Origin of the sequence: Pseudomonas wadenswilerensis (genome assembly GCF_024749185.1) — a bacterium.
Lineage (GTDB): Bacteria > Pseudomonadota > Gammaproteobacteria > Pseudomonadales > Pseudomonadaceae > Aquipseudomonas > Aquipseudomonas wadenswilerensis.
This window is the reverse complement of record NZ_CP087191.1, coordinates 4,297,759-4,321,714: the sequence shown is the minus strand read 5'-3', so window position 1 is coordinate 4,321,714 and position 23,956 is coordinate 4,297,759. Positions and strand designations below refer to the sequence as shown.

Here is a 23,956-nt window from a genome sequence, read left to right as displayed (position 1 = left end):
GCTCCCACAGGTACTGCATACACCGGACCTTGTGGGAGCTGGCTTGCCAGCGATCGGGGCGGCAGGGGCTGCCTGACACCCCCCAAAGGTTCACTCCATCTCGATGATCACTTGCTCCTGCCACTTCTGCGGCAGGGCCTTGGAGGTCGCTTCCCACGCCGCCGCATCCTTGATCGGCTGCACGGCGCGGTACTGCTCGTTAGGCAGCAGCTTGGCCTGAACCTCGGCCGGCAACTTCAGGTGCTCGGCACGGATCGGCCGGGCGTGACCTTCGGCCAGGTTGATCTGCCCGGCATCGCTGAAGATGTACTCGCGGGTCAGTTTGGCGGCGTTGGGGTTTTTCGCGTACTTGTTGATGATCGTGGTGTAACCGGAGATCACCGAACCGTCAGACGGGATCAGCACCTCGAAGCGTTTCGGGTCGATCTGCTGGCGGTAGCTCAGGCCGTTGAAGTCCCAGACCACACCGACTTCGATCTCGCCCTTCTCCAGGGTCTGGATGGTCGGGTTGGCCAGCGACAGGCGCTTCTGCTGGGCCAGCTTGGTGAACAGCTGCAGGCCCGGTTCGATGTTCTTCTCGTCACCTTTGTAGGCAATGGCTGCGGCCAGTACGCCGTTGGCGGCCTGGGCGGCGGTGCCGACGTCACCGATGGCGACCTTGTACTTGCCTTTTTCCAGGTCATGCCAGGTTTTCGGCATGTCTTGTTCCTTCACCAGTTGCTTGTTGATGATGAAGGCGATGGTGCCGGTATAGGCCAGGGCCCAGTGGCCATCCTGGTCCTTGGCCCAGCCCGGGATCTGATCCCAGGTGCTCGGCTTGTACGGCTGGGTCACGCCCTTGGCCACGGCGATCGGGCCGAAGGCGGCGCCGACGTCACCGATGTCGGCACTGGCGTTGTCTTTTTCGGCATCGAACTTGGCCACTTCCTGGGCCGAGCTCATGTCGGTGTCCATGTGCTTGAGGCCGTATTTTTTCGCCAGGTCTTCCCAGGTGCCTTTCCAGTTGGCCCAGGCATCGGGCATGCCCACGCTGTTGACCGCGCCTTCCTTGCGAGCGGCGTCCTCGAGGGCCTTGAGGTCGGTGTCGGCGGCCATGGCCGTGGTGCACAGAGCGATGCTCGAGCCTAACAGTGACGCCAGAAAAAACTGTTTCATCCGAAGCTCCTTGATGGGTGCCTTGCAAAACGCTAATGGTGTTGTTGGACGTTGTTGCGGTTCGGTTGGTCTAGGTCAGCAATACCTGAGCCAAGGTAGGCCTGTTGCATGACAATTTGATGTCCAGGCGTGCTGCCAGCCAGGGCTCGCGCCCCTGAAAATCAAGCGTAGACCACCCTGGCTGTCATCTGGCATTCATCTGGAGTGCCTAGGCTTGCACTATTCTCATAGCCCTGAAGGCGCCAAATGTGGGCGCTGCCGGTGCTGGACTAGTCCAGATAGGTAACCTTTGATGCAGCCACTGCCGCCACGCGCAGTAACAGCCATCTGTCATGCCCTGCAGGAGCAGATCGAGCATGGCCTCCTGTCGCCCGGCTGCAAGCTGCCGGCCGAACGCAAGCTCAGCGAGGTGTTCGACACCACGCGCATTACTCTGCGTGAGGCGCTGGTGCAACTGGAGGCGCGCGGGCTGATTTACCGCGAGGAGCGGCGCGGCTGGTTTGTCGCGCCCGCACGGCTGACCTACGATCTGAACGAGCGCAGTCACTTCCATGCCATGGTCCGTGAGCAAGGGCGCGAGGCGCGCACCGAACTATTGTCGGCGCGCCTGCAGCCGGCGGCGGCAACGGTGTGCGCGCGGCTGCAACTGGCGCCGTTGTCGAGTGTGATCCAGGTCTGCCGGCTACGCCGGATTGACGGGCGCGCGGTGCTGTATGCCGAGCACTACCTGAACCCTGAATACTTTCCGAGCATTCTCGAGCATGACCTGAGCCAGTCGCTGACCGAGCTCTATGCCCGCCATTACGCCATCGAGTATGGCCGGGTGCGTTTCGAGATCCTGCCGACCGCCTTGCCGGTGGCGGCGGCGCTGGCGCTCAAGGTGTCGGCGGGCAGCCCCGGCCTACACATCACCCGGGTCAACAGCGACCAGCACGGGCGGCTGATCGACTGTGACCTGGAGTATTGGCGCCATGATGCGATCCGCATCAAGGCCGAAGCCGGTTAGGCCTTGGTGGGCGTTTCGCTGAACGGCGTGCTGGCATCGGCGGTGATCACCTGCACGCTCAGGCGCGGGGTGGCCAGGTCCAGGCCGGCTTCATCGAGCTGACGCTTGAGCGCCAGGTTGAAGGCCCGCGACACTTCCCACTGTTTGATCGGCGCGGTCTTGAAACGCGCGCGCAGGATCGCCGAGCCCGACTCGAAGCTTTCCACGCCTTGCAGTTCAAGCGGCGACCAGATGTTGCGGCGCATCAGCGGGTCGTTGCGCATCTTCTGGCCGACATCGCGGATCAGGGTGATCGCCTGGTCGATGTTCATGCTGTGCGGGATGGCCACGCGGAAGATCGCGTAGCCGAACTCGCGCGAGTAGTTCTTGATGCTCTTGATCTCGCTGAACGGGATGGTGTGGACGATGCCGTCGATATCGCGCAGGCGCACGGTACGGATGGTCAGGCCTTCGACCGTGCCCAGGTGGCCGCCGACATCGACGTAGTCGTCGATGGCCAGGGAGTCTTCGATGATGATGAACAGCCCGGTGATCAGGTCGGCGACCAGCGATTGTGCGCCAAAACCGATGGCCAGGCCGATGACACCGGCACCGGCCAGCAGCGGGGTGACGTTCATGCCCATGTTGGCCAGGGCGACGATCACCGCAATGATGAAGATCGCCACGAACAGCACGTTGCGGATCAGCGGCATCATGGTTTGCGCGCGAGCATTGGCCAGGCCCTTGCGCGAGCGGGTCAGGGCGTGGTGCACGGCGGTGTCGGCGAGAATCCACACCAGCCAGGCGGCGATCAGGGTGCCGGCCAGGCCGAACAGGCGCACCGCCACTTCATGGCCTTCGCCTTCGGCAAATCCGATCAGCGAAAAGCCCCAGACGCGCAGGCCGAGTTCGATGAACACCAGCCAGATGGCCAGGTGCACCAGGGTGTAGGTAAAGCTCTTCAAGCGTTCCGAGTACACCGCCTGACGACGGTTGGCCCGCTGCGGCTTGAGCCCGTGGCGGCGCACCAGGCCGTTGATGACCATGCACAAAATCAGCAGCACCGTGCACATCAGTGACTGGCGCAGGGCGGTGCTGGTGTCGCCGGCGGAGATGAAGGTGGCGATCAGCGAGATCGCCACCAGCACCAGCGCCGGCAGGTACCAGAAGGTCCCGAGGATTTCGATGGTGTCGCTCAACGCCCGGCGGGTCAGGCGCCGTGACAGCGGCTGGTTGCGGATCAGGTGGGCGATGGGCCGGCGAAAGCGCAGGATGAACAACCCGGTAGACAGCCCGGCAAGGATATTGGCCAGGGTTGCCAGGGTGTGCGACAGGTGATCGCCCAGGGCGCTGGCCATGCGCGGGTCGTTCATGGCCTCGCCGAAGGCGGCGAAGCTGCCGATCAGCCACAGCGGGCGAAAGGCCTGGTGGCGGAGAATGTGCAGGGCGCGATGGCGGTGCGGGCCGTCGAGCAAAGAGAAGGCGATGACGCAGATCGCCGAGAAGCAGGTACCCACCACCAGCGCGTAGGCCAGGACCATGGCCATCGACTTGCCCAGTGACGAGGGCAGGGCGAAGCTCAGGTACACGGTGATCACCAGCGCCACCAGCCAGGGCCCGAGCTTGCGCAGGGCGAAGCGCACCAGGTCCCAGGTCCGTGGATGTTGTGGCAGTTCTTCGGTGAGGCCGAAGCGCAGGCGGACCTGGTGGCCGACCCAGTTCAGGGCGTAGGCCAGCAGACTCCACAGGGCAATGATCGCGGCAAAGCCGAAGAGGATCGGCGGCCACTCGTGCCAGGGCACCAGGCGGGCGTCGAGCTCGATCTGCGCCAGCTCCAGTTCGCGGGTCCAGCGGTTGAACGGGCTGGCCTCGCCGCTGAACTGTTTTTCCAGCTCGTTGAAGGTGCTGCCGATCAGGCCCAGCACGCCTTGTTCGGCACTGGGTTGCGCCTGCTTGGTGCTGTCGCGCAGCTTTTTCAGATCGGCCAGCAGCTTGGCCCGTTGCTGGTCGTTCTCCAGGCTCTTGATCACTTCGTCCAGTGACTGGCCCAGGGGTTCTGTGGCTTCGGGCTGGGCCTTGCTGCCGCCACCGAGCAGGCCCGGCAGGCCGGCGGCGTGCGCTGGCGCAACCAAGAACAAGGGCAGAAGCAAAAGAATAACGCGGAAAAAGACAGGCACCGGACAATCAACCTCAAAACGATCAATCGCCCGAGTGTAGTGTATTTGTCAGTTGAGTTTCTCGAGGATCTTCCAGCACATGATGCCGATCATGCCCAGGGTACCGACCCACATCATCAGTACACCGATATTGCGATCGCGCATGTTGAAGCCCACGGTCAGCAGGATCAGGCCGGCGATGACCGGAAGGAACAGAGAGGCAAAGGCTGACATGCGGCAAGGTCCTTACTTGAGAGTTATGGCTCAAGCATAGCGGGATTCGCCGGGGGGAGGGTTGATCGGGGTCAGGCTGGCGGGCCTCATCGCTGGCAAGCCAGCTCCCACAGGTTCGGCATGTGGGAGCTGGCTTGCCAGCGATGCAGGCGCCGCGCAGTTACGGCAGGTCGCGGCTGCGATAGAACGCCGTCAGCACCTTGACCAGGTGCGCCAGGTCATGGCTGCCGCACAGCTCGCGGATCGAGTGCATGGCGAAGGTCGGCAGGCCGATATCGACGGTGCGCACGCCCAGGTGGCTGGCGGTGATCGGGCCGATGGTCGAGCCGCAGCCCATGTCGCTGCGCACCACGAAGCTCTGCACCGGCACTTCCTCGGCCATGCACAGGTGGCGGAAGAAGCCGGCGGTTTCGCTGTTGGTGGCGTAGCGCTGGTTGTTGTTGACCTTGATCACCGGGCCGGCATTGAGCTTGGGGCCGTGATTGCCGTCGTGCTTGTCGGCGTAGTTGGGGTGCACGCCGTGGGCGTTGTCGGCCGAGACCAGCAGCGAGCGCTGGATCGCGCGGACAAAGTCGTCGCCGTCGGGCAGCAGGCGGCGCAGGGTCTGTTCGAGCATCGGGCCGTCGGCGCCACAGGCCGAGCAAGAGCCCACCTCTTCGTGGTCGTTGCACACCAGCACGCAGGTTTCATCGCTGTCGGCAGTGAGCAGCGCCTGCAGGCCGGCATAACAGGACAGCAGATTGTCCAGGCGGGCGCCGGCAATGAACTCGCCGTGCAGGCCGATCAGGGCGGCGCTCTGGGTATCGTAGAAACTCAGTTCGTAGTCCAGCACCACATCGGCGTTCAGGCCGTGCTCACGGGCCAGTTGGTCGGTAAGCAGGGCGCGGAAATCGACGCGCTCGTCACCGGCGACCTGGGCCAGGATCGGCGGCAGTTCGGTCTGCGGGTTGATCGCCCAGCCTTCGTTGGCGGTGCGGTTGAGGTGGATCGCCAGGTTCGGGATCACCGCGATCGGCAGCTTGAAATCGACCAGCTGGCTTTCGACTTTGCCGTCACGGCGGAAGGTTACCCGCCCGGCCAGCGACAGGTCACGGTCGAACCACGGTGCGAGCAGGGCGCCGCCGTAGACTTCCACGCCCAGTTGCCAGAAGCCCTGGCGTTGCAGCTCGGGCTGTGGCTTGACCCGCAGGCACGGGCTGTCGGTGTGGGCGCCGACCAGGCGGATACCGTCGAGCAGCGGCGAGTGACGGCCGAGCTTGAAGGCGATGATCGAGGAATCGTTGCGGGTCAGGTAGTAGCGACCGCCGGCCACGGTGGCCCAGCTGTCGCGCTCGTCCAGGCGCTGGTAACCGGCGGCATCGAGGCGCTGGGCCAGGGCGGCGGTGGCATGGAACGGCGTAGGGGAGGCCTTGAGGAAGTCGATCAGGCCTTGATTCAGTGCATCGCGCATAGGTCACTCCAGACAGCAGTGGCGCGAGTTTAGCGTACTTGGCTGGGGATTTGTGCGGACCCCATCGCCGGCAAGGTCGGCTCCCACACAGGTCCTGTGGGAGCCGGCCTTGCCGGCGATTGGAGCGCTGCGGTCGATCAGAACGGCGCCGGACACTCGAAGCGCAGCCGCTCCCCGGAAACCGGATGGGTAAAGCTCAGCATGCTCGCATGCAGGCACAGCCGCTCATGGGCCGCCAGCGCCTCGGGATAGGCATACAGGCGATCGCCCAGCAGCGGGTGACCGATCGACAGCATGTGTACACGCAACTGGTGCGAGCGCCCGGTGATCGGTGTCAGCTCAACCCGGCAATGATCGCCACAGCGCTCGACGATGCGCCAGAAGGTCAGGGCATGCTTGCCTTGCTCGTGGTCGACCACGTGCCGCGGCTTGGTCGGCGGGTCGTAGCGCAGCGGCAGGTCGATGCTGCCGCTGTCCAGCGCCGGCTGGCCCCAGCACAAGGCGGTGTAGGCCTTCTCGGTTTCGCGGTCGTGAAACTGGCGGGACAGTTCGCGGTGACTGTCGGCGTCGCGGGCCAGGAGGATGATCCCCGAGGTTTCCCAGTCCAGGCGGTGGACGATCAGGGCATCGGGGTAGCCGTTTTCCTGCAGGCGGGTGATCAGGCAATCCTTGTTGTCTTCGGCCCGGCCCGGCACGGACAGCAGCAGGGTCGGCTTGTTGACCACCAGGATGGCGTCATCTTCATGCAGGATGTGAACGTTGGACAGCGGCATTGCGTGTTCCAAAATAGTTGTGGGAGCGGGCTTGCCCCGCGATGCGATGTGACTGACAGATCGCTATCGCGGGGCAAGCCCGCTCCCACAGGGTGCCGGAAAACGCTATCAGCGATCGGGCAGGGTGATGTTGAGTTCCAGGATCGAGCAGCTGCCCTGGTTTTCCAGAGCGACCTGCACATCATCGGAGCCGATGTTGACGTACTTGCGGATCACTTCCACCAGTTCCTTCTGCAGGGCTGGCAGGTAGTCCGGAGTACTGCGCTGACCGCGCTCGTGCGCCACGATGATCTGTAGACGCTCTTTCGCGACCGAGGCGGTGCTTACTTTTTTGCTGGCACGAAAGAAGTCAAAAAGGTTCATTGGTTAGTTGCCTCCAAACAGGCGCTCGAAGAATCCCTTCTTCTTCACATCAAGGAACCGATGTTCCACGTTTTTGCCCAGCAGGCGGTCAACGGTATCGCTATAGGCCTGGCCAGCATCGCTCTGGTCGTCAAGAATCACCGGTACACCCTGGTTGGATGCCTTGAGCACCGCCTGGGATTCCGGAATAACACCCAGCAGGGCCACCGAGAGGATTTCCTTGACGTCTTCGACGCCGAGCATTTCGCCCTGGCTGACGCGCTCCGGGTGGTAGCGGGTGATCAGCAGGTGCTCCTTGATCGGGTCTTCGTTGCGTTCGGCGCGGCGCGATTTGCTCGCCAGCAGGCCCAGCATACGGTCCGAGTCACGTACCGAGGAGACTTCCGGGTTGGTCACGACGATCGCTTCGTCCGCGAAGTACATGGCCAGGTGGGCGCCTTTCTCGATACCGGCCGGCGAGTCGCAGACCACGTATTCGAAGTCCTCTTTGAGCTGCATCAGGACTTTTTCCACGCCTTCCTGGGTCAGCGCGTCCTTGTCGCGGGTCTGGCTGGCGGCCAGCACGTAGAGGTTCTCAAGGCGCTTGTCCTTGATCAGCGCTTGCTGCAGGTTGGCTTCGCCGTTGACCACGTTGACGAAGTCGTACACCACGCGGCGTTCGCAGCCCATGATCAGGTCGAGGTTACGCAGGCCGACGTCGAAGTCGACGATGACAGTCTTGTGGCCGCGCAGTGCGAGGCCGGTACCAATAGCGGCGCTGGTGGTGGTCTTACCCACACCACCCTTGCCGGATGTAACCACGAGAATCTTGGCCAAGGTGTTTCACCCCTAAAGAAAAGGACGTCGAGTCCCTAAAAATACAAAAAACGGCAACATCGAAAAAAGTTGCGCAGAAAATGGCGGCAAGTATCCGTTAAAGACGGGTGATGTTCAACACGTCACCGGACAGGCTGACCTGCACCCCGGCCCCCCACAGCGGATCGCGGCGCAAGTCCTCGGAGACCTTGTATTGCCCGGCGATCGAGACCATCTCGGCGGTCAACTGCTGGCAGAAGATCCGCGCGCGGGTGTTGCCCTTGATCCCGGCCAGTGCCCGTCCTCGCATTGCACCGTACACATGGATGTTGCCATCGGCGAGAAGTTCCGCCCCCGGGCTGACCGACGACACCACGACCAGGTCGCCGCCCTGGGCGTAGATCTGCTGGCCACCACGTACTGGCGTGGTGATGATCTTGGTCGGGCGGATGGACGGTTCCGGCGGGGGCGGCGGTGCTGGCGCAGGCTCGGGCTTCTTCACTTCCGGCTCTGGCTCCAGCGGCCGCTCACGGGCGCCGGACGGTGGCAGCACCGGCAGGTCGATGGCGATCGCTGCGGCGATGTCTTCGATACGGCTGGCGCGGATGGCCAGGGTGCGCAGGCCGTGATGGCGGCAGACGCGCATCAGCCCGGGCAGGTCGACCGCGCCTTCGCCGGCCGGGAGCTTGTCCAGGGCCAGCACCAGCGGGGTGTTACTGAAGAAATTCGGTGCCTGGGCCACCTTGGCCGCCAACTGCCGGTCGAGGCCTTCGAGGTTGTTCCGGGCAAGCTCGAGCACGGTAATGGCGAGCATGCTGCCCTTGAGCTGGAACACGGGGTCTTGGTCTGGCGTTTGGGATTGGCTCATGGTCTGCATTAGGGCGGCTTGTTACGAAAAAGTGCCCAGACTTATAACGAGAACACCGGTTGGCCGCAACCCGTGCCGAACCGTTGTAGAATGCCCGGCCCTTGTCTTTCCGGAATCTTTAATGGATCGCCCGCGTTTTCGTCGTTACTTTCTGCACCCGCGCTTCTGGCTGCTGTGGCTGGGACTGGGCCTGCTGTGGCTGATCGTGCAGCTGCCGTACCGGGCATTGCTGGTGATCGGCCGTGCCCTGGGGGCGCTGATGTACCGGGTGGCCGGCGAGCGCCGCTACATTGCGGCGCGCAACCTGGAACTGTGTTTCCCCGAACTACCGTCCGTCGAACGGCAGCGTCTGCTCAAGGAAAATTTCGCTTCCACCGGCATCGCCTTCTTCGAAATGGCCATGAGCTGGTGGTGGCCAAAGGCCCGCTTGGCGCGCCTGGCGCACATCGAAGGGCTGGAACACCTGCAGGCTGCCCAGCGTGATGGCCAGGGTGCCATTCTCATGGCCCTGCACTTCACCACCCTGGAGATCGGCGCCGCACTGCTGGGCCAGGAACATACCATCGACGGCATGTACCGCGAACACGGCAACCCGGTGTTCGATTTCATCCAGCGTCGGGGCCGCGAGCGGCACAACCTCGATTCGCTGGCGGTGGAGCGTGAGGACGTGCGCGGCATGCTCAAGCTGCTGCGCGCCGGACGCGCCATCTGGTACGCACCCGACCAGGACTACGGCGCCAAGCAGAGCCTGTTCGTGCCGCTGTTCGGTATCGAGGCGGCGACCGTTACCGCCACCACCAAGTTTGCCCGGCTGGGCAGGGCGCGGGTGATTCCCTTCACCCAGCAGCGCCTGGCCGACGGCAGCGGTTACCGGCTGGTGATTCATCCGCCGCTTGCGGACTTCCCCGGCGAGACCGAAGAGGCCGATTGCCTGCGCATCAATCAGTGGATTGAAGCTGCGCTGCGCGAGTGTCCGGAGCAGTACTTGTGGGCGCACCGGCGCTTCAAGTCGCGGCCCCCGGGGGCGCCCAAGCTCTACGAAAAACGGCGTTGAGGCTATCGCTGGCAAGCCAGCTCCCACAGGGTCGAGCCAGCCCTGAACCTGTGGGAGCCGGCCTTGCCGGCGATAGGGGCGACACAATTGGCGGGAGGAACCCATGGCAGCAAAACCGATCACCGGCTTGATCCTCTCCGGCGGTGGCGCCCGCGCTGCCTACCAGGTCGGTGTGCTGGCCGGCATCGCCGACCTGCTGCCGCCGGGCGCGGCCAATCCCTTCCCGGTGATCGTCGGCACCTCGGCGGGCGCCATCAATGCCGTGACCCTGGCCAGCGGCGCCTTGCACTTTGCCGACGCAATCCGCCGCCTGACCAGCTTCTGGCAGGGCTTTCGCAGCCATCAGGTGCTGCGCAGCGACTGGCCTGGGGTAATCCGCCAGGCCAGCCGCTTCGTCGGCCATAGCCTGCTCGGCCTCGGCGCACCGGTGCCGGTGGCGCTGCTCGACAGCTCACCCTTGCGCAAGCTGCTCAGCGAACACCTGGACATGAACGGCATCGGCCACGCCATCGAGCAACAGCACTTGCGTGCCGTGGCGGTGACGGCCTTCGGTTACGAATCTGGCCAGGCGGTGACCTTCTACCAGGGCAGAGGCGCCATCGACCCCTGGCTGCGCCACCGGCGTATCGGCCTGCCGACCCGCCTGAGCGTCGAGCACCTGCTGGCAAGTTCGGCGATCCCGTTGCTGTTCGCGCCGGTCAAGCTCGGTGAGGAGTTCTTCGGTGACGGTGCGGTGCGCCAGTCGGCGCCGATCAGCCCGGCGCTGCATCTGGGGGCCAGCCGGGTGCTGGTGGTCGGGGTCAGCGGCAACCCGCAGCGGCCCAATGAAGGCGAGATGCGTCAGCGCATCTTCAGCGGTCAGCAACCGAGCCTGGCGCAGATCGGCGGGCACATGCTCAACAGCACCTTCATTGACAGCCTGGAAGACGATATCGAACTGCTGCAGCGGCTCAATCATCTCAGCCACCTGATGCCCGAGCACCTGGAACGCCGGCGCCTGGGCCTGGCGCCGGTCGAGGTGCTGGTCGTCGCGCCCAGCCAGCCATTGGACGAGATCGCCGCCCGCCACCGGCGTGAATTGCCGGCCGCCCTGCGCCTGTTCCTGCGCGGCCCGGGAGCGACCAAAACCAGTGGCGCCGGGGTGCTCAGCTACCTGCTGTTCGAAGCCGGTTACTGCTGCGAGCTGATCGAGCTGGGGCGCCGCGACGCGCTGGCCAAGCGCCGCGAACTGTGTAGCTTTCTCGGCCTGCCGCCGCTTGCCTAGAACAGCTTACTCGGCGATCTGCAGCTTGCGTGCCTCGGTGTAGACGTAGCGCACCTTCTCGTACTCGAACGGCGAGTTCAGCTGGCCATAACGGAAGCTGGTGGTGTAGCGCTTGTCGACACCCCGCAATATCCAGACTTCCGGATGATTGCTGCTGACTTCGGCAACGTTGAGGAAGTTGATCCAGTTCTCGGCGCTGTAGTCCACCGCCAGGCCCCCGGTATCGCGCAGGTTCGACGGACCGAGGATCGGCAGCATCAGGTACGGGCCATCCGGCACGCCATAGAAACCCAGGGTCTGACCGAAGTCTTCGCTCTGGTGCGGCAGGCCCATCTTGCTCGCCGGGTCCCACAGGCCGGCAACGCCGATGGTGGTGTTGAGCAGCAGCCGCGCGGTGATTTCCATCGAGCGTTTGCCCTTGAACTGCAACAGGCTGTTGAGCAGGTTGGGCACATCGCCAACGTTGCTGAAGAAATTGCTCACGCCGGAACGCACGAAGTGCGGGGTGATGTAGCGGTAGCCGTTGACTACCGGCAGGAATACCCATTGGTCAAAGCGGTAGTTGAAGTGATAAATCCTGCGGTTCATCGACTCGAGCGGGTCATAGACGTTTAGCGCCGCCAGGGTCGAGCGTTCGAATTCGCGCTGGTCCAGGCCCGGGTTGAATTTCAGTTCCTTGAGCGGTTCGGTGAAGCCATCGGTATCGACCTTGTCGGCCTCGATGACGCTGGCGCGCGGCGCGGTTTCTTCGGCTGCCTGGGCCAGGCCGCTGGCCAGCAGCGCGCTAATAATCAGTAGGCGTTTAACCACGGAAGAACTCCAGCATGTCGTCGCTGTTGACGCGGTAATTGAGGTTGCCGCAATGGCCGCCGTGAGGGTACAGGGTCAGGCGGTCGCCAAAGGCGCTACGCAGGAAGCCCAGGTCGCCAGGGCCGAGGATGACGTCGTCGGCGTTGTGCATCACGGCGATTTTCGGGCTCTTCTGCAGGTAGTCCTTGAGCGCATAGAGGCTGACCTGATCGACCAGTTGCAGCAGGCTGCCGCCGTCAGTGCGGGCACGCCACATGGGGATCACCTGCTCCGTCAGGTAGCAGTCGAAGTCGCATTGCAGGGCACGCTTGAAGAACGGCGTGAGGCTGCTGCCTTCGGTGATCGGGTACTTGGGCGGAATGATCAGGCCACGGCGGTTGATCAGGTCGGAGGTAAAGGCGATATCGGCCGCCGAGAAGCGGAACGAGGTGCCGATGACCATCGCCATCTGTTCATTGGACAGGTGCTGGCGCGACTGCTGGAAGTCGTAGAGCAGCGCATCGTTGAGGTCGATGTAGCCTTTCTGCTGGAAGTAACGGGTCAGTTTGTTGAGTACCAGCTCATAAAAAGTCGTGCTGTTGTTGACGCCCTTGACCTCGGTCTGCACCAGCTTGTCGAGGTTGCTGATCGAGGTGTAGAGGTTGACCGGCGGGTTGAGCAGCAGCACGCGCTTGAAGTTGAAGCTGCGCCGGGTTTCGTCCAGGTGGCTTACGAAGGCTGCGTCCAGGGCGCCGAGGCTGTAACCGCTGAGGTAGTACTCGCTGACCGGCAGGCGCGGGTGCTGGGCACGCACACCCTGCATCACCCGGTAGAGGTCTTCGGCGTCTTCCTTGGTTACGCCTGGGGTGGCGTGGCGCGAGGCGGCGGTGATGAAGTCGAAGCTGGTCGGCGACGACAACTGCACTACGTGGTAGCCGGCCTTGTAGTAGAGCTTCTTCAGGTATTCGTTGATGCTGCTGGAGTAGGGCGCGCCGGTACCGGCGATCAGGAAGATCAGCGGCGCTTCGTGGTCCTGGCGGGCCAGGCGGTACTTGAGTTGTTTCACCGCCCAGAAGTTGTCCGGCAGGGTGAAGGCCCGCTCCGGACGCATGTTCAGGCTGTAGTCGGACTGGGTGATGTCGTCGTCGCTGGGCAGTTCCGGGCGTAGCTCCGGCGGCGTCGTGGCGATGGTCGCCTCGAACGGGTTGGTCAACGGATAGCCATAAGTGGCGGCGTCGATGGTTTGTGCCCAAGCGCACGCACTCGAGATAAAGCCACCCAACAGGGCAGCGAGGCGCAGAGAACGAAGCATGACGGATCCCCAAAAAAGCAGCAGCAAAGTGCGTTACGCAGGCTAGGACCATGGTGGCCCTGGCAAAGTTGCCTGGCGCTCCGGCATTTATCGTCCCAGATGTTGCCGCTGTCCCATGAGGGCTCGCAACAATTGGTTCCATTTCTCTATAGGACAAAGTAGCTGAGGCTGGCGCTTTTGCCTTGCATAGACGCCCCGGACGATTATGCTGGGCGCCGATTTCAAGTTTCTGGAGTGTCGCATGTCCCGCCGTTTACCGCTGATCGCTTTGCTGGTTTTTCTGCCCTTGTGGCTGGCGGCGAGCTATGGGCTGCGTTATGTGCTGATGGAAGATGCCCACTGGGTCGCTACCTGCGCCGACCAGGCGCAACTCTGGGGCTGCCAGGCGCGTTCGGTGATGGGCTTGATGATTCACTTCAGGGTGCTGGCGTGGTCGGCTTTGGGCCTGGCGTTGCTGGCCATGCTGGTGTCCGGACGCGCAGGCTGGCGCCTGGCGGTTGCGGCACTGGTGTGCGGCATTCCGGCGTTGGTGCTGTACACTGCGAGCATTGCCGTGTTTGCCGTGGTGCTGGCGGGGTTGCGCTTGGTGCGGCGCTCCAGCTGACATTGCGGCGCTGCCATCGCTGGCAAGCCAGCTCCCACAGGATCTGTTGTGGGAGCGGCGGTGCGACGCCTCGACTTGCCCCGCGATGGCTCACTGCTGAGCCCGAACCCTCAGGCTGCGCCACAACGCCGCCACCATCAGTACACTGACCCCGGTCCAGACCAGCGCCTGCTGGTTGCTCAGCCCCTCAAGGAATAACTGCGGGGCAATGCCGCCACCAATGATCAACGCCAGCAAGGCCGCTTCAGCCCGTCGTGCCGCTACCGGCCGCAGCAGGTACACCACCGCCGGCAACAGCAAGGCCGGGCTCGGGAAACTGCGGTACCGCGGGTCGAACACCAGCGCCAGCATGCTTACCGACGCAGCAAAACCTGCCGCCAGCAACCACCAGCCCGCACGCGCTTCAAGCCAGGCAAACGCCCGTTCGCGCCAGCCCTGGCGCTGCGCCAATGCCAGCGCGGCATGGGCCAGCACCAGCAGGTTCAGCCCCACCAGCAGGATCGCCCAGAGCCACTCTCCGGCAAAACGGCTGTTGATTCGCACCATTTCACCCCACAAGCCCAGGCTGGCTGCGCCCAGCGCTGCCAACAGCGGCAGCAGCAACGCAGCGCGGGTACCGCGCACACGCCCGGCCAGCAGCAGGGTGATGCCGAACAGCACGACACCGGCACCCAGCCATTGCGGCCAGAACGTCAGGTTGCTCACCGGCCCTTCAAGAATGCCCTTGTCCTGACGGTCGGCGTCATACAGGCCCCAGTAGCCACCCACGGCGCCTTCGCTGGCACGTTTCCACGGCTGGTCGAAGGCTTCGATCAGGTTGTACTTCCAGCCCTGTTGTTCGGCCATGGCGACGAAGCCACGGATAAACCGCGCCTCGTTGACCCGGCTGGGCAGGGCGGTCTCGCGCTGGCGGCCTTCGCTCGGCCAGCCGGTTTCGCCAATGACGATATCCTTGGGCGCGAAGCGGTTGCCGAACACCTGGCGAATCTCGCCGACGTGCACCAGGGCATCGTCGATGCTCTTCGGATCGTCTTCCCAGTAGGGCAGCAGGTGGATGGTCAAGAAGTCCACCGTCGGGGCGATCTCCGGGTGCTGCAGCCAGAATTCCCAGACATCGGCGTAGGTCACCGGCACGCTGACCTGGCTTTTCACCTGGTTGATCAGCGCCGCCAGTTGCGGGCCGGTGACTTCCTTGCGCAGCAGGGTTTCGTTGCCGACGATCACCGCCTTGACCACATCCGGGTTGGCGTTGGCCGAGGCGATCAGGGCCTTGACCTCTTTTTGCGAGTCCACCGGGTTGGCGTTGATCCAGGCGCCGAGCATCACCTTCAGGCCATGCTTGCGGGCCAGGTCCGGGATGGCCTCAAGGCCGGTCATCGAGTAGGTGCGAATGCACTCGAAACGCCGGGCCAGCAGGGCCAGGTCGGCGTCCATGCGCGCCGGGCGCAGCTGGAACGGTTGGTCGAACGGCGATTGGTCCTTGTCGAACGGGGTGTAGGAGGCGCATTGCAGCTTGTGCGAAGCGCTGGCCGCATCCGGCAGCACCACCGGCTTGCCCAGGCCGTACCACAGCCCTCCCAGGGCAAACAGGCCCAGCAGGCAGGCGAACAGGTAGGGTAGGAGCGGGAAGCGCGCAGTCGAGGGCATGGATCGGACCGTCTGGGAACAAAGCCGCCAATAGTACCCGCAAATGGCGCCGGCCAAAGCCTTGGGCTACAAACTTAGCCAGGGTGGGTGTTGCTTGATGTAACGATCTGCCTTGCTGGCGATGTGATGTCGTTTCTCGTTGCCTTGAGGTCGTTACCAGAGCAGGTCAGCGACCATGCGCGGTTGATGATGCAGCTTCCGTGACGTGACGAGGGGATGCTTGGATGAAAATGCGACGACTCCTGGGGGTGGGCACCGCCCTGGTAATGGCCATTGGCGCGGGGCACGCGCTGGCCAAGGAAGTGAGCATCGGCTATGTCGATGGCTGGTCCGACAGTGTGGCGACCACCAACGTCGCCGCCGAAGTCATCAGGCAGAAACTCGGCTATGACGTCAAACTGCAGGCCGTGGCCACCGGCATCATGTGGCAGGGGGTTGCCACCGGCAAGCTCGACGCCATGCTTTCGGCCTGGCTGCCGGTAACCCATGGCGAATACTGGACCAAGAACAAGGACAACGTGGTCGACTACGGCCCCAACTTCAAGGATGCCAAGATCGGCCTGATCGTCCCCGAGTACGTCAAGGCCAGTTCCCTGGCCGACCTCAAGACCGATGACAGCTTCAAGAAAAAAATCGTCGGCATCGACGCCGGCTCCGGCGTCATGCTCAAGACCGACCAGGCAATCAAGGACTACGACCTGGCCGGTTACAAGCTACAGGCCAGCTCCGGCGCAGCGATGACCGCAGAACTGGGCCGCGCCTATGCCAAGCAGCAATCGATCGCGGTGACCGGCTGGGTGCCGCACTGGATGTTCGCCAAGTGGAAGCTCAAGTTCCTCGAGGATCCCAAAGGCGTGTATGGCGCCGCGGAAACCGTCAACAGTATCGGTAGCAAGGACCTGGACAAGAAGGCGCCGGAAGTGGCGGCGTTCCTGAAGAAGTTCCAGTGGCAGTCCAAGGATGAAATCGGTGAGGTCATGTTGGCCATTCAAGAGGGCGCAAAACCCGAAGCCGCGGCCAAGGACTGGGTGGCCAAACACCCGGAACGCGTAGCGGAATGGACCGGCAAGTAATGGCTTAAAGCCTCTGTCTGGCACCTTCCAGGGCCGCGGCAGCGAAAACGCTGTCGCGGCCTTGTCGTTTCAGGCTGTTACCGAATCGGTAAAAGAGTTTTGCATCTAAGACTAAGGTCGTCTGGAGTGCGTTCGAAGGCAGCATAAAGTGGAGTGGGTTCTACCTAATCTGTGCTGCGAGGACAAAAACAATGAACGACAGCATTTACCTCTCGATACAAAACAGCCCGCGGTTCAAGGAGCTGGTATCAAAACGCGAACGCTTCGCCTGGATTCTCTCGGCGATCATGCTCGGTCTCTATTCCGCCTTCATCCTGTTGATTGCCTATGGCCCGCATGTATTGGGTGCCAAGCTCAGCCCTGACTCGTCGATCACCTGGGGTATTCCCCTCGGTGTTGGTCTGATCGTCTCGGCCTTCATCCTCACGGCCATCTACGTGCGTCGCGCCAACGGCGAGTTTGACGAGATGAACAAGGCGATCCTCAAGGAGGCTCAGCAATGATCCGGCGTCTACTGGCAACCCTGGCCTTCGGCGTTTTTGCACCCGCCGTCTGGGCCGCTGACGCCCTCACCGGCGCGGTGCAGAAACAACCGTTGAACGTGTCGGCGATCGTCATGTTCGTCGCCTTCGTCGGTGCCACCCTGTGCATCACCTATTGGGCTTCCAAACGTAACAAGTCCGCCTCCGACTACTATGCCGCCGGCGGGCGTATCACCGGTTTCCAGAACGGCCTGGCGATTGCCGGCGACTACATGTCGGCAGCCTCTTTCCTGGGTATTTCCGCCCTGGTGTTCACCTCTGGCTACGACGGCCTGATCTACTCGATCGGCTTCCTGGTCGGCTGGCCGATCATCCTCTTCCTGATCGCCGAACGCCTGCGCAACCTGGGTAAATACACGTTTGCCGATGTGGCCTCATACCGCCTCGGGCAGAAGGAAATCCGCACCCTGTCGGCCTCGGGTTCGCTGGTGGTGGTGGCCTTCTACCTGATCGCGCAGATGGTCGGTGCCGGCAAGCTGATCCAGCTGTTGTTCGGCCTCGACTACCACGTCGCGGTGATTCTGGTCGGCATCCTGATGTGCATGTACGTGCTGTTTGGCGGCATGCTCGCGACCACCTGGGTACAGATCATCAAGGCGGTGCTGCTGCTTTCCGGTGCCAGCTTCATGGCGCTGATGGTAATGAAGCACGTCAACTTCGACTTCAATGCGCTGTTCTCCGAGGCGATCAAGGTTCACCCCAAAGGTGAAGCGATCATGAGCCCGGGCGGCCTGGTCAAGGATCCGATCTCGGCGTTTTCGCTCGGCTTGGCGCTGATGTTCGGTACCGCTGGCCTGCCGCACATCCTGATGCGCTTCTTTACTGTCAGCGACGCCAAGGAAGCGCGCAAGAGCGTGCTGTACGCTACTGGCTTCATCGGCTACTTCTACATCCTGACTTTCATCATCGGCTTCGGCGCGATCCTGCTGGTCAGCACCAACCCTGAGTTCAAGGACGCCGCCGGCGCCCTGATCGGCGGCAACAACATGGCGGCGGTGCACCTGGCCGATGCCGTGGGTGGCAGCGTATTCCTCGGCTTCATCTCGGCGGTAGCCTTCGCCACCATCCTGGCAGTGGTTGCCGGCCTGACCCTGGCCGGTGCCTCGGCGGTGTCCCACGACCTGTATGCCAGCGTGATCAAGAAGGGCAAGGCCAACGAGAAGGATGAAATCCGCGTCTCGAAGATCACCACCATCGCCCTCGCGGTGCTGGCGATCGGCCTGGGCATCCTGTTCGAAAGCCAGAACATTGCCTTCATGGTCGGCCTGGCATTCTCCATCGCCGCCAGCTGTAACTTCCCGGTTCTGCTGCTGTCGATGTACTGGAAGAAACTGACCACCCGTGGCGCCATGATCGGCGGCTGGATGGGCCTGATCAGTGCCGTGGCGCTGATGATCCTCGGCCCGACCATCTGGGTGCAGATCCTCGGTCACGAGAAGGCGATCTACCCGTACGAGTACCCGGCGCTGTTCTCGATGATCATTGCCTTTGCCGGTATCTGGTTCTTCTCGATCACCGACAAGTCCAAGGCAGCCGACGATGAACGTGCGCTGTTCTTCCCGCAGTTCGTGCGCTCGCAGACTGGCCTGGGTGCCAGCGGTGCGGTGTCTCACTAAGTAAGTAAAAGGCAGCCTTTGGCTGCCTTTCCAGCTGCACGCTCCAAGCTACAAGCCGCCAGTTGAAGCCGTACGCGTACTGCTTTGACTGGCGGCTTGCTGCTTATGGCTTGCAGCTTTTCTATATTTTGCCGAGCAACAACAGGATCAACAGGATGATCAGCACGGTACCGATGATGCCGGACGGCCCATAGCCCCAACTTCTGGAGTGCGGAAAGACGGGTAAGCCACCGATCAACAGCAGAATCAGGATGATGATAAGTATGGTGCCCATGGCAGTATCCTTGTTTGACTTGAGAAGTAGGCGTTACGGTGCAATCCATCTCTTCGGTCATGTGTTTCATGCCCGCCTGTTAATTCCGACTCCTGCCAGTGGCTAAAAGTTTTATTGCATCTTTACTCGGCACTTTCACCCTTGTTTGCCCTGGCCATTCAGCATCCTGATACTGCGTGGGTCGCGGCGTCGCCTTCGCTACACTGGCCTGAACTTTCCAGAACAGTACAAGGCAGCCTGCTATGCAAAAGCGCATGATGATCACCGGTGCCGGCTCGGGGCTTGGGCGCGAAATAGCCTTGCGCTGGGCGCGCGAGGGTTGGCAATTGGCCCTGGCCGATGTCAACGAGGCCGGCCTCAAGGAAACCCTGGCGCTGGTGCGTGAGGCTGGTGCCGACGGCTTCGTGCAGCGCTGCGATGTGCGCGATTACAGCCAGCTCACCGCCCTGGCCCAGGCTTGTGAAGAAAAACTCGGCGGTATCGATGTCATCGTCAACAACGCAGGGGTGGCCTCTGGCGGCTTTTTCGCCGAGCTGTCGCTGGAAGACTGGGACTGGCAGATCGCAATCAATCTGATGGGCGTGGTCAAGGGCTGCAAGGCCTTCCTGCCGTTGCTGGAGCGCAGCAAGGGCAAGATCATCAACATCGCTTCGATGGCAGCCTTGATGCAGGGCCCGGCGATGAGCAACTACAACGTCGCCAAGGCCGGGGTGCTGGCCCTGTCGGAAAGCCTGCTGATCGAGTTGCGCCAGCAGGAAGTGGCGGTGCACGTGGTATGCCCGTCGTTCTTCCAGACCAACCTGCTCGACTCGTTCCGCGGCCCGACCCCGGCGATGAAAGCCCAGGTCGGCAAGCTGCTGGAAAGCTCGCCGATCAGCGCCGCCGATATTGCCGACTACATCCACCAGCAAGTGGCCGCCGGCGAGTTCCTGATCCTGCCCCATGAGCAGGGCCGCGAAGCCTGGAAGCTCAAGCAGCGCAACCCGCAGATGCTCTACGACGAAATGGCCAGCATGGCCGAGAAAATGCGCGCCAAGGCCCGGCCTTCCCAGGCGTGAGCGCCGGTGTCAGGTATTCTTGGCCATCCCTGAAACAGCCTTGAGTACCTGGTGTGATCAATTACCTGTGGTTTTTCCTCGCGGCGGTCTTCGAGATCGCCGGTTGCTATGCCTTCTACATGTGGCTGCGCCTGGGCAAGAGCGCGTGGTGGATTGCCCCGGCCTTGCTCAGCCTTACCCTGTTCGCCCTGATTCTCACCCGTGTCGAGGCCGCTTATGCCGGTCGCGCCTATGCCGCCTATGGCGGTATCTACATCGTCACGTCGCTGTTGTGGCTGGCGCTGGTCGAGCGTGCCCGGCCGCTGGGCAGTGACTGGATTGGCGCGCTGCTGTGTGTATTGGGCGCGAGCATCATCGTCCTGGGGCCACGCCTGCAGAGTGCTTGAAGGAGCGAAAACCAAGGAAATCTGTAGGCAAAGTCGCTTGGGAAAGTGGGATTTGTCTAATTAACCGCCGGAGCATTGAAGGCGTCCGGCACCCCGTGCAGTCTCCGGATTCCCTGATTTGTGGAGGAGCGGAGCATGTTGGTAATAGGCCGGGAAATAGGTGAAATCATCGCCATCGACGATCACATCAAGATCAAGGTGTTGTCGGTGGAAGGCAACACGGTGCGCTTCGGCATCAGCGCGCCACGGCACATCGAAGTGCACCGGGCGGAGATCTACAAACGCATCGTCGAACATCTGGCCAAGCAAGCGGGCTGAATCAGTCGAGCAGTTCCCTGGGAACGTCGTGCTTGGCCAGCAGCTGGCATTGCTGGCTGTCGAGATCGAAGAGGATGAACGCCTGTTTTTTTGCCAGCGCCTGGCGCACTCGCAGCACGCGGGTTTCCAGCGGGGTGTCGTCACCGTTGTCGGTGCCGTCGCGGGTGACGAAATCCTCGATCAGGCGGGTGAGGGTTTCGGCTTCCAGTTGGTCGTAGGGAATCAGCATGAACAGGACAGGTCTGGCGAAAAGGTACCGCCATGCTACGCGAAACCTGTCCTGGCTGTGTAGGCGCTAGTGCTTGTTGCCGACCAGGCTATCGACTGCCGGCACGCGGGTATCGCTTTCCATTTGCGTATCGTGCTCAAGCTGATGGCTGAAGCTTTCCAGCGAACTGCCGGTGGCTTGCGAGTCGCTGGCGAACACCGGCGGGCTGAGCAGGTAGGCGGTCAGCAGGCGGCTCAGCGCCGCCAGGCTGTCGATATGGGTGCGCTCGTAGCCGTGGGTGGCGTCGCAACCAAAGGCCAGCAGGGCGGTGCGGATGTCGTGGCCGGCGGTGATCGCCGAGTGCGCGTCGCTGAAGTAGTAGCGAAACAGGTCGCGTCGCGCCGGCAGCTCGTACTCGCGGGCAAGCTTGAGCAGGTGGCGGGACAGGTGGTAGTCGTAGGGGCCGGCGGAGTCCTGCATGGCCACACTGACTGCATGCTCGCTGGAATGTTGCCCGGGCGCCACCGGGGCAATGTCGATGCCGACGAATTCACTGACGTCCCAAGGCAGGGCTGCGGCGGCGCCCGAGCCGGTCTCTTCGGTGATGGTGAACAGCGGGTGGCAGTCGATCAACGGCTGCGCGCCGCTTTCAACCACGGCCTTGAGTGATGCCAGCAGCGCTGCGACACCGGCCTTGTCATCCAGGTGGCGGGCGCTGATATGGCCGCTCTCGGTAAATTCCGGCAACGGGTCGAAGGCGACGAAGTCACCGATGCCAATGCCCAGCGACTCGCAATCGGCGCGGGTGGTGCAGTAGGCATCCAGGCGCAGTTCGATGTGCTCCCAACTGACCGGCATCTGGTCGATGGCGGTGTTGAACGCATGCCCGCTGGCCATCAGCGGCAACACGCTGCCGCGCAGCACGCCAGTGTCGGTGAAGACACTGACGCGGCTGCCTTCGGCAAAGCGGCTGGACCAGCAACCCACCGCTGCCAGCGACAGCCGGCCGTTGTCCTGGATCGCCCGCACGCTGGCGCCAATGGTGTCCAGGTGCGCGGACACCGCACGGTCCGGTGAGCTCTTGCGGCCCTTGAGGGTGGCGCGGATGGTGCCGCGGCGGGTCAGCTCGAAGGGGATGCCGAGCTCTTCCAGACGTTCGGCGACGTAGCGCACGATGGTGTCGGTGAAGCCGGTGGGGCTGGGGATGGCGAGCATTTCCAGCAGGACTTTCTGCAGGTAGTTGAGGTCCGGTTCGGGGATCTGTTCTGGCATGCGAACTCCTGTGCTCATGGCGCCGGTCGGCTGTGGGGGAACAACAGGTCGACGAAGCGCTCGGCAGTTGGTTGCGGTTCATGGTTGGCCAGGCCGACCCGCTCATTGGCTTCGATGAATACGTAGTCGGGCTGGTCGGCGGCCTTGACCATCAGGTCCAGGCCCACCACCGGAATGTCCAGGGCGCGGGCGGCGCGGATGGCGGCGTCCACCAGCACTGGGTGCAGGCGTTCGCTGACGTCCTCCAGGCAGCCTCCGGTGTGCAGGTTGGCAGTGCCGCGCACCACCAGGCGCTGGCCGGCGGGCAGTACGCTGTCGTAGTCGACGCCGGCGGCGTGCAGGGTGCGCTGGGTTTCGTGGTCCAGCGGGATGCGGCTTTCGCCGCCGGTCGCCGCCTGGCGCCGACGGCTCTGGGCTTCGATCAGGGCGCCGACGGCGTGCTGGCCGTCGCCGACGATCTGCGCCGGATGGCGGATGGCGGCGGCCACCACCTCGAAACCGATGACCACGATGCGCAGGTCGAGGCCGGCGTGGAAGCTTTCCAGCAGCACGCGGCTGTCGAATTGCCGGGCGGCCTCTACCGCTTCATTGATTTCCTCCAGGGTGGTCAGATTGACTGCCACGCCGTTGCCTTGTTCGCCGTCCAGCGGCTTGACCACCACCGCGCCGTGGTCTTCGAGGAAGGCCAGGTTGTCGTCGGCATTGCCGGCCAGTTGCTGCGCGGGGACTTGCAGGCCAGCGTTGGCGAGCACCTTGTGGGTCAGGCTTTTGTCCTGGCACAGGGTCATACTGACCGCCGTGGTCAGGTCGCTCAGCGACTCCCGGCAACGTACCCGCCGACCGCCATGGATAAGGGTGAACAGGCCGCCATCGGCATCGTCGACCTGCACCTCGATACCGCGCCGGTACGCCTCTTCGACGATGATCCGCGCATAGGGGTTGAGCCCGGTTTCAGGGCTTGGGCCCAGGAACAGCGGCTGGTTGATGCCGTTCTTGCGCTTGACCGCGAAGGTCGGCAGGTTGCGAAACCCCAGCTTGGCGTACAGGCGCTTGGCCTGGCGGTTGTCGTGCAGCACCGAGAGGTCGAGGCAGGTCAGGCCGCGGCTCATGAAGTGCTCGATCAAATGCCGCACCAGCACTTCGCCGACACCGGGACGGGTGCACTGTGGGTCCACCGCCAGGCACCAGAGGCTGCAGCCATGCTCCGGATCGGCGAAGGCCTTGTAATGATTCAGGCCCATGACGCTGCCAATGATCGCGCCGCTGTCTTCGTCTTCGGCCAGCCAGTAGACCGGCCCGCCATGGTGGCGCGGGGTCAGCAGCTCGGGGTCGATCGGCAGCATGCCGCGGGCCTGGTACAGGGCGTTGATGGCCTGCCAGTCGCTGTCGCTCTGCGCCCGGCGGATACGAAAGCCGCGAAACACCCGCTGCGCCGGACGGTAGTCGCTGAACCACAGGCGCAGGGTATCGGACGGGTCGAGGAACAGTTGCTGGGGCGCCTGAGCCAGCACTTGCTGCGGCGCCGCCACGTACAAGGCGATATCGCGCTCGCCGGGGCGTTCGTCGAGCAAGGCGCTGGCCAGGCTGGCCGGGTCAGGGTAGGTGTGGCCGATCAGCAGCCGGCCCCAGCCGCAATGCAGCGAACGCGGCTGGTCGTGGGGCTGGCTGCCATCGCCGGCCAGTTGCGCCTGCAGTCGCTCATAGGACGGCACCTGGCCGCGCAGCAGGCGCTGGCCGTAAGGTGAGGCATGGGCTTTCAT

The 23,956-nt window shown here is 63.3% G+C and carries 25 protein-coding genes; 10 read left to right on the top strand and 15 right to left on the bottom strand.

Annotation, left to right across the window (positions count from 1 at the left end):
• Positions 1 to 90 precede the first annotated feature (90 nt).
• A complete protein-coding gene (locus LOY45_RS19810) occupies positions 91 to 1,155 on the bottom strand; it encodes an ABC transporter substrate-binding protein (RefSeq protein WP_115085789.1) in 1,065 nt (354 codons plus the stop codon).
• Positions 1,156 to 1,447: 292 nt separating this feature from the next.
• Between LOY45_RS19810 and phnR the strand changes: the two genes are divergently transcribed.
• Positions 1,448 to 2,161, top strand: a complete 714-nt coding sequence (phnR, locus tag LOY45_RS19805) for a phosphonate utilization transcriptional regulator PhnR (protein ID WP_115085790.1) — start codon at positions 1,448 to 1,450, stop codon at positions 2,159 to 2,161.
• Here phnR and LOY45_RS19800 read toward each other — a convergent pair.
• From LOY45_RS19800 to minC, 7 genes are all read right to left on the bottom strand, one after another.
• Positions 2,158 to 4,317, bottom strand: coding sequence for a mechanosensitive ion channel family protein (locus LOY45_RS19800; protein ID WP_115085791.1), 2,160 nt, complete (start codon positions 4,315 to 4,317; stop codon positions 2,158 to 2,160). The two genes, phnR and LOY45_RS19800, sit on opposite strands and share 4 nt — an antisense overlap.
• 48 nt (positions 4,318 to 4,365) lie before the next feature.
• A complete protein-coding gene (locus tag LOY45_RS19795; protein ID WP_166675657.1) occupies positions 4,366 to 4,530 on the bottom strand; it encodes a hypothetical protein in 165 nt (54 codons plus the stop codon).
• A gap of 160 nt (positions 4,531 to 4,690) precedes the next feature.
• The gene (locus LOY45_RS19790; RefSeq protein WP_115085792.1) at positions 4,691 to 5,980 is read right to left on the bottom strand and encodes a M18 family aminopeptidase; all 1,290 of its coding nucleotides are present in this window, start codon (positions 5,978 to 5,980) and stop codon (positions 4,691 to 4,693) included.
• A gap of 137 nt (positions 5,981 to 6,117) precedes the next feature.
• Positions 6,118 to 6,753, bottom strand: coding sequence for an RluA family pseudouridine synthase (locus tag LOY45_RS19785; protein ID WP_115085793.1), 636 nt, complete (start codon positions 6,751 to 6,753; stop codon positions 6,118 to 6,120).
• A gap of 108 nt (positions 6,754 to 6,861) precedes the next feature.
• Positions 6,862 to 7,116, bottom strand: coding sequence for a cell division topological specificity factor MinE (minE, locus tag LOY45_RS19780; RefSeq protein ID WP_010224188.1), 255 nt, complete (start codon positions 7,114 to 7,116; stop codon positions 6,862 to 6,864).
• Positions 7,117 to 7,119: 3 nt separating this feature from the next.
• Positions 7,120 to 7,932 (bottom strand): septum site-determining protein MinD, encoded by an 813-nt coding sequence (gene minD, locus LOY45_RS19775; RefSeq protein WP_045195453.1) that lies wholly within the window; start codon positions 7,930 to 7,932, stop codon positions 7,120 to 7,122.
• 97 nt (positions 7,933 to 8,029) lie between these two features.
• Complete coding sequence (gene minC, locus LOY45_RS19770) at positions 8,030 to 8,779, bottom strand: septum site-determining protein MinC (protein ID WP_415842499.1); 750 nt, start codon at positions 8,777 to 8,779, stop codon at positions 8,030 to 8,032.
• A 121-nt stretch (positions 8,780 to 8,900) separates the two neighbouring features.
• On the opposite strand from minC, the gene LOY45_RS19765 reads away from it, so the two are divergent.
• Together LOY45_RS19765 and LOY45_RS19760 are read left to right on the top strand one after the other, a co-directional pair.
• Positions 8,901 to 9,833 (top strand): lipid A biosynthesis lauroyl acyltransferase, encoded by a 933-nt coding sequence (locus LOY45_RS19765; RefSeq protein ID WP_115085795.1) that lies wholly within the window; start codon positions 8,901 to 8,903, stop codon positions 9,831 to 9,833.
• 103 nt (positions 9,834 to 9,936) lie between these two features.
• The gene (locus LOY45_RS19760; protein ID WP_115085796.1) at positions 9,937 to 11,097 is read left to right on the top strand and encodes a patatin-like phospholipase family protein; all 1,161 of its coding nucleotides are present in this window, start codon (positions 9,937 to 9,939) and stop codon (positions 11,095 to 11,097) included.
• Positions 11,098 to 11,103: 6 nt separating this feature from the next.
• Here LOY45_RS19760 and LOY45_RS19755 read toward each other — a convergent pair whose 3' ends face one another.
• Both LOY45_RS19755 and LOY45_RS19750 read right to left on the bottom strand, forming a co-directional pair.
• Positions 11,104 to 11,907 (bottom strand): MlaA family lipoprotein, encoded by an 804-nt coding sequence (locus LOY45_RS19755; protein ID WP_134061652.1) that lies wholly within the window; start codon positions 11,905 to 11,907, stop codon positions 11,104 to 11,106.
• Positions 11,900 to 13,198 carry a serine/threonine protein kinase gene (locus tag LOY45_RS19750; RefSeq protein ID WP_115085798.1) on the bottom strand — a complete coding sequence of 433 codons (1,299 nt, stop codon included), beginning with the start codon at positions 13,196 to 13,198 and terminating at the stop codon, positions 11,900 to 11,902. Before LOY45_RS19750 ends, LOY45_RS19755 begins: the two co-directional genes overlap by 8 nt.
• Positions 13,199 to 13,439: 241 nt before the next feature.
• Here LOY45_RS19750 and LOY45_RS19745 point away from each other — a divergent pair, with 241 nt between their 5' ends.
• Positions 13,440 to 13,802 (top strand): hypothetical protein, encoded by a 363-nt coding sequence (locus LOY45_RS19745; protein WP_115085970.1) that lies wholly within the window; start codon positions 13,440 to 13,442, stop codon positions 13,800 to 13,802.
• Positions 13,803 to 13,892: 90 nt separating this feature from the next.
• Here LOY45_RS19745 and LOY45_RS19740 read toward each other — a convergent pair whose 3' ends face one another.
• Entirely contained in the window at positions 13,893 to 15,449 is a 1,557-nt protein-coding gene (locus tag LOY45_RS19740; protein ID WP_258578229.1) for a glycoside hydrolase family 17 protein, read from the bottom strand.
• A gap of 224 nt (positions 15,450 to 15,673) precedes the next feature.
• On the opposite strand from LOY45_RS19740, the gene LOY45_RS19735 reads away from it, so the two are divergent.
• The 3 genes from LOY45_RS19735 (at position 15,674) to LOY45_RS19725 (ending at position 18,680) form a co-directional block, all read left to right on the top strand.
• Entirely contained in the window at positions 15,674 to 16,522 is an 849-nt protein-coding gene (locus tag LOY45_RS19735; protein WP_115085800.1) for a glycine betaine ABC transporter substrate-binding protein, read from the top strand.
• A gap of 191 nt (positions 16,523 to 16,713) precedes the next feature.
• Positions 16,714 to 17,025, top strand: coding sequence for a DUF485 domain-containing protein (locus LOY45_RS19730; protein ID WP_010224173.1), 312 nt, complete (start codon positions 16,714 to 16,716; stop codon positions 17,023 to 17,025).
• Entirely contained in the window at positions 17,022 to 18,680 is a 1,659-nt protein-coding gene (locus LOY45_RS19725) for a cation acetate symporter (protein ID WP_115085801.1), read from the top strand. The genes LOY45_RS19730 and LOY45_RS19725 overlap by 4 nt, the downstream gene beginning before the upstream one ends.
• 121 nt (positions 18,681 to 18,801) lie before the next feature.
• Here LOY45_RS19725 and LOY45_RS19720 read toward each other — a convergent pair whose 3' ends face one another.
• On the bottom strand, positions 18,802 to 18,954 hold the full coding sequence (locus LOY45_RS19720) for a DUF3309 family protein (RefSeq protein ID WP_010224169.1): 153 nt from the start codon (positions 18,952 to 18,954) through the stop codon (positions 18,802 to 18,804).
• 242 nt (positions 18,955 to 19,196) lie between these two features.
• Between LOY45_RS19720 and LOY45_RS19715 the strand changes: the two genes are divergently transcribed.
• From LOY45_RS19715 to csrA, 3 genes are all read left to right on the top strand, one after another.
• Positions 19,197 to 20,012: an SDR family oxidoreductase gene (locus LOY45_RS19715; RefSeq protein ID WP_134061658.1), complete on the top strand. Its 816-nt coding sequence runs from the start codon at positions 19,197 to 19,199 to the stop codon at positions 20,010 to 20,012.
• A 53-nt stretch (positions 20,013 to 20,065) separates the two neighbouring features.
• Complete coding sequence (locus tag LOY45_RS19710; protein WP_115085803.1) at positions 20,066 to 20,398, top strand: YnfA family protein; 333 nt, start codon at positions 20,066 to 20,068, stop codon at positions 20,396 to 20,398.
• A 135-nt stretch (positions 20,399 to 20,533) separates the two neighbouring features.
• On the top strand, positions 20,534 to 20,716 hold the full coding sequence (gene csrA, locus LOY45_RS19705) for a carbon storage regulator CsrA (RefSeq protein WP_115085804.1): 183 nt from the start codon (positions 20,534 to 20,536) through the stop codon (positions 20,714 to 20,716).
• Position 20,717: 1 nt separating this feature from the next.
• Here the strand turns inward: csrA and LOY45_RS19700 are convergent, their stop codons facing one another.
• The 3 genes from LOY45_RS19700 to ngg all read right to left on the bottom strand — a co-directional run bounded on the left by LOY45_RS19700 (position 20,718) and on the right by ngg (position 23,956).
• The gene (locus tag LOY45_RS19700; protein WP_010224164.1) at positions 20,718 to 20,945 is read right to left on the bottom strand and encodes a YheU family protein; all 228 of its coding nucleotides are present in this window, start codon (positions 20,943 to 20,945) and stop codon (positions 20,718 to 20,720) included.
• Positions 20,946 to 21,011: 66 nt separating this feature from the next.
• On the bottom strand, positions 21,012 to 22,196 hold the full coding sequence (locus LOY45_RS19695) for an osmoprotectant NAGGN system M42 family peptidase (protein WP_115085806.1): 1,185 nt from the start codon (positions 22,194 to 22,196) through the stop codon (positions 21,012 to 21,014).
• Between the two features lie 14 nt (positions 22,197 to 22,210).
• Complete coding sequence (gene ngg, locus LOY45_RS19690; RefSeq protein ID WP_134061660.1) at positions 22,211 to 23,956, bottom strand: N-acetylglutaminylglutamine synthetase; 1,746 nt, start codon at positions 23,954 to 23,956, stop codon at positions 22,211 to 22,213.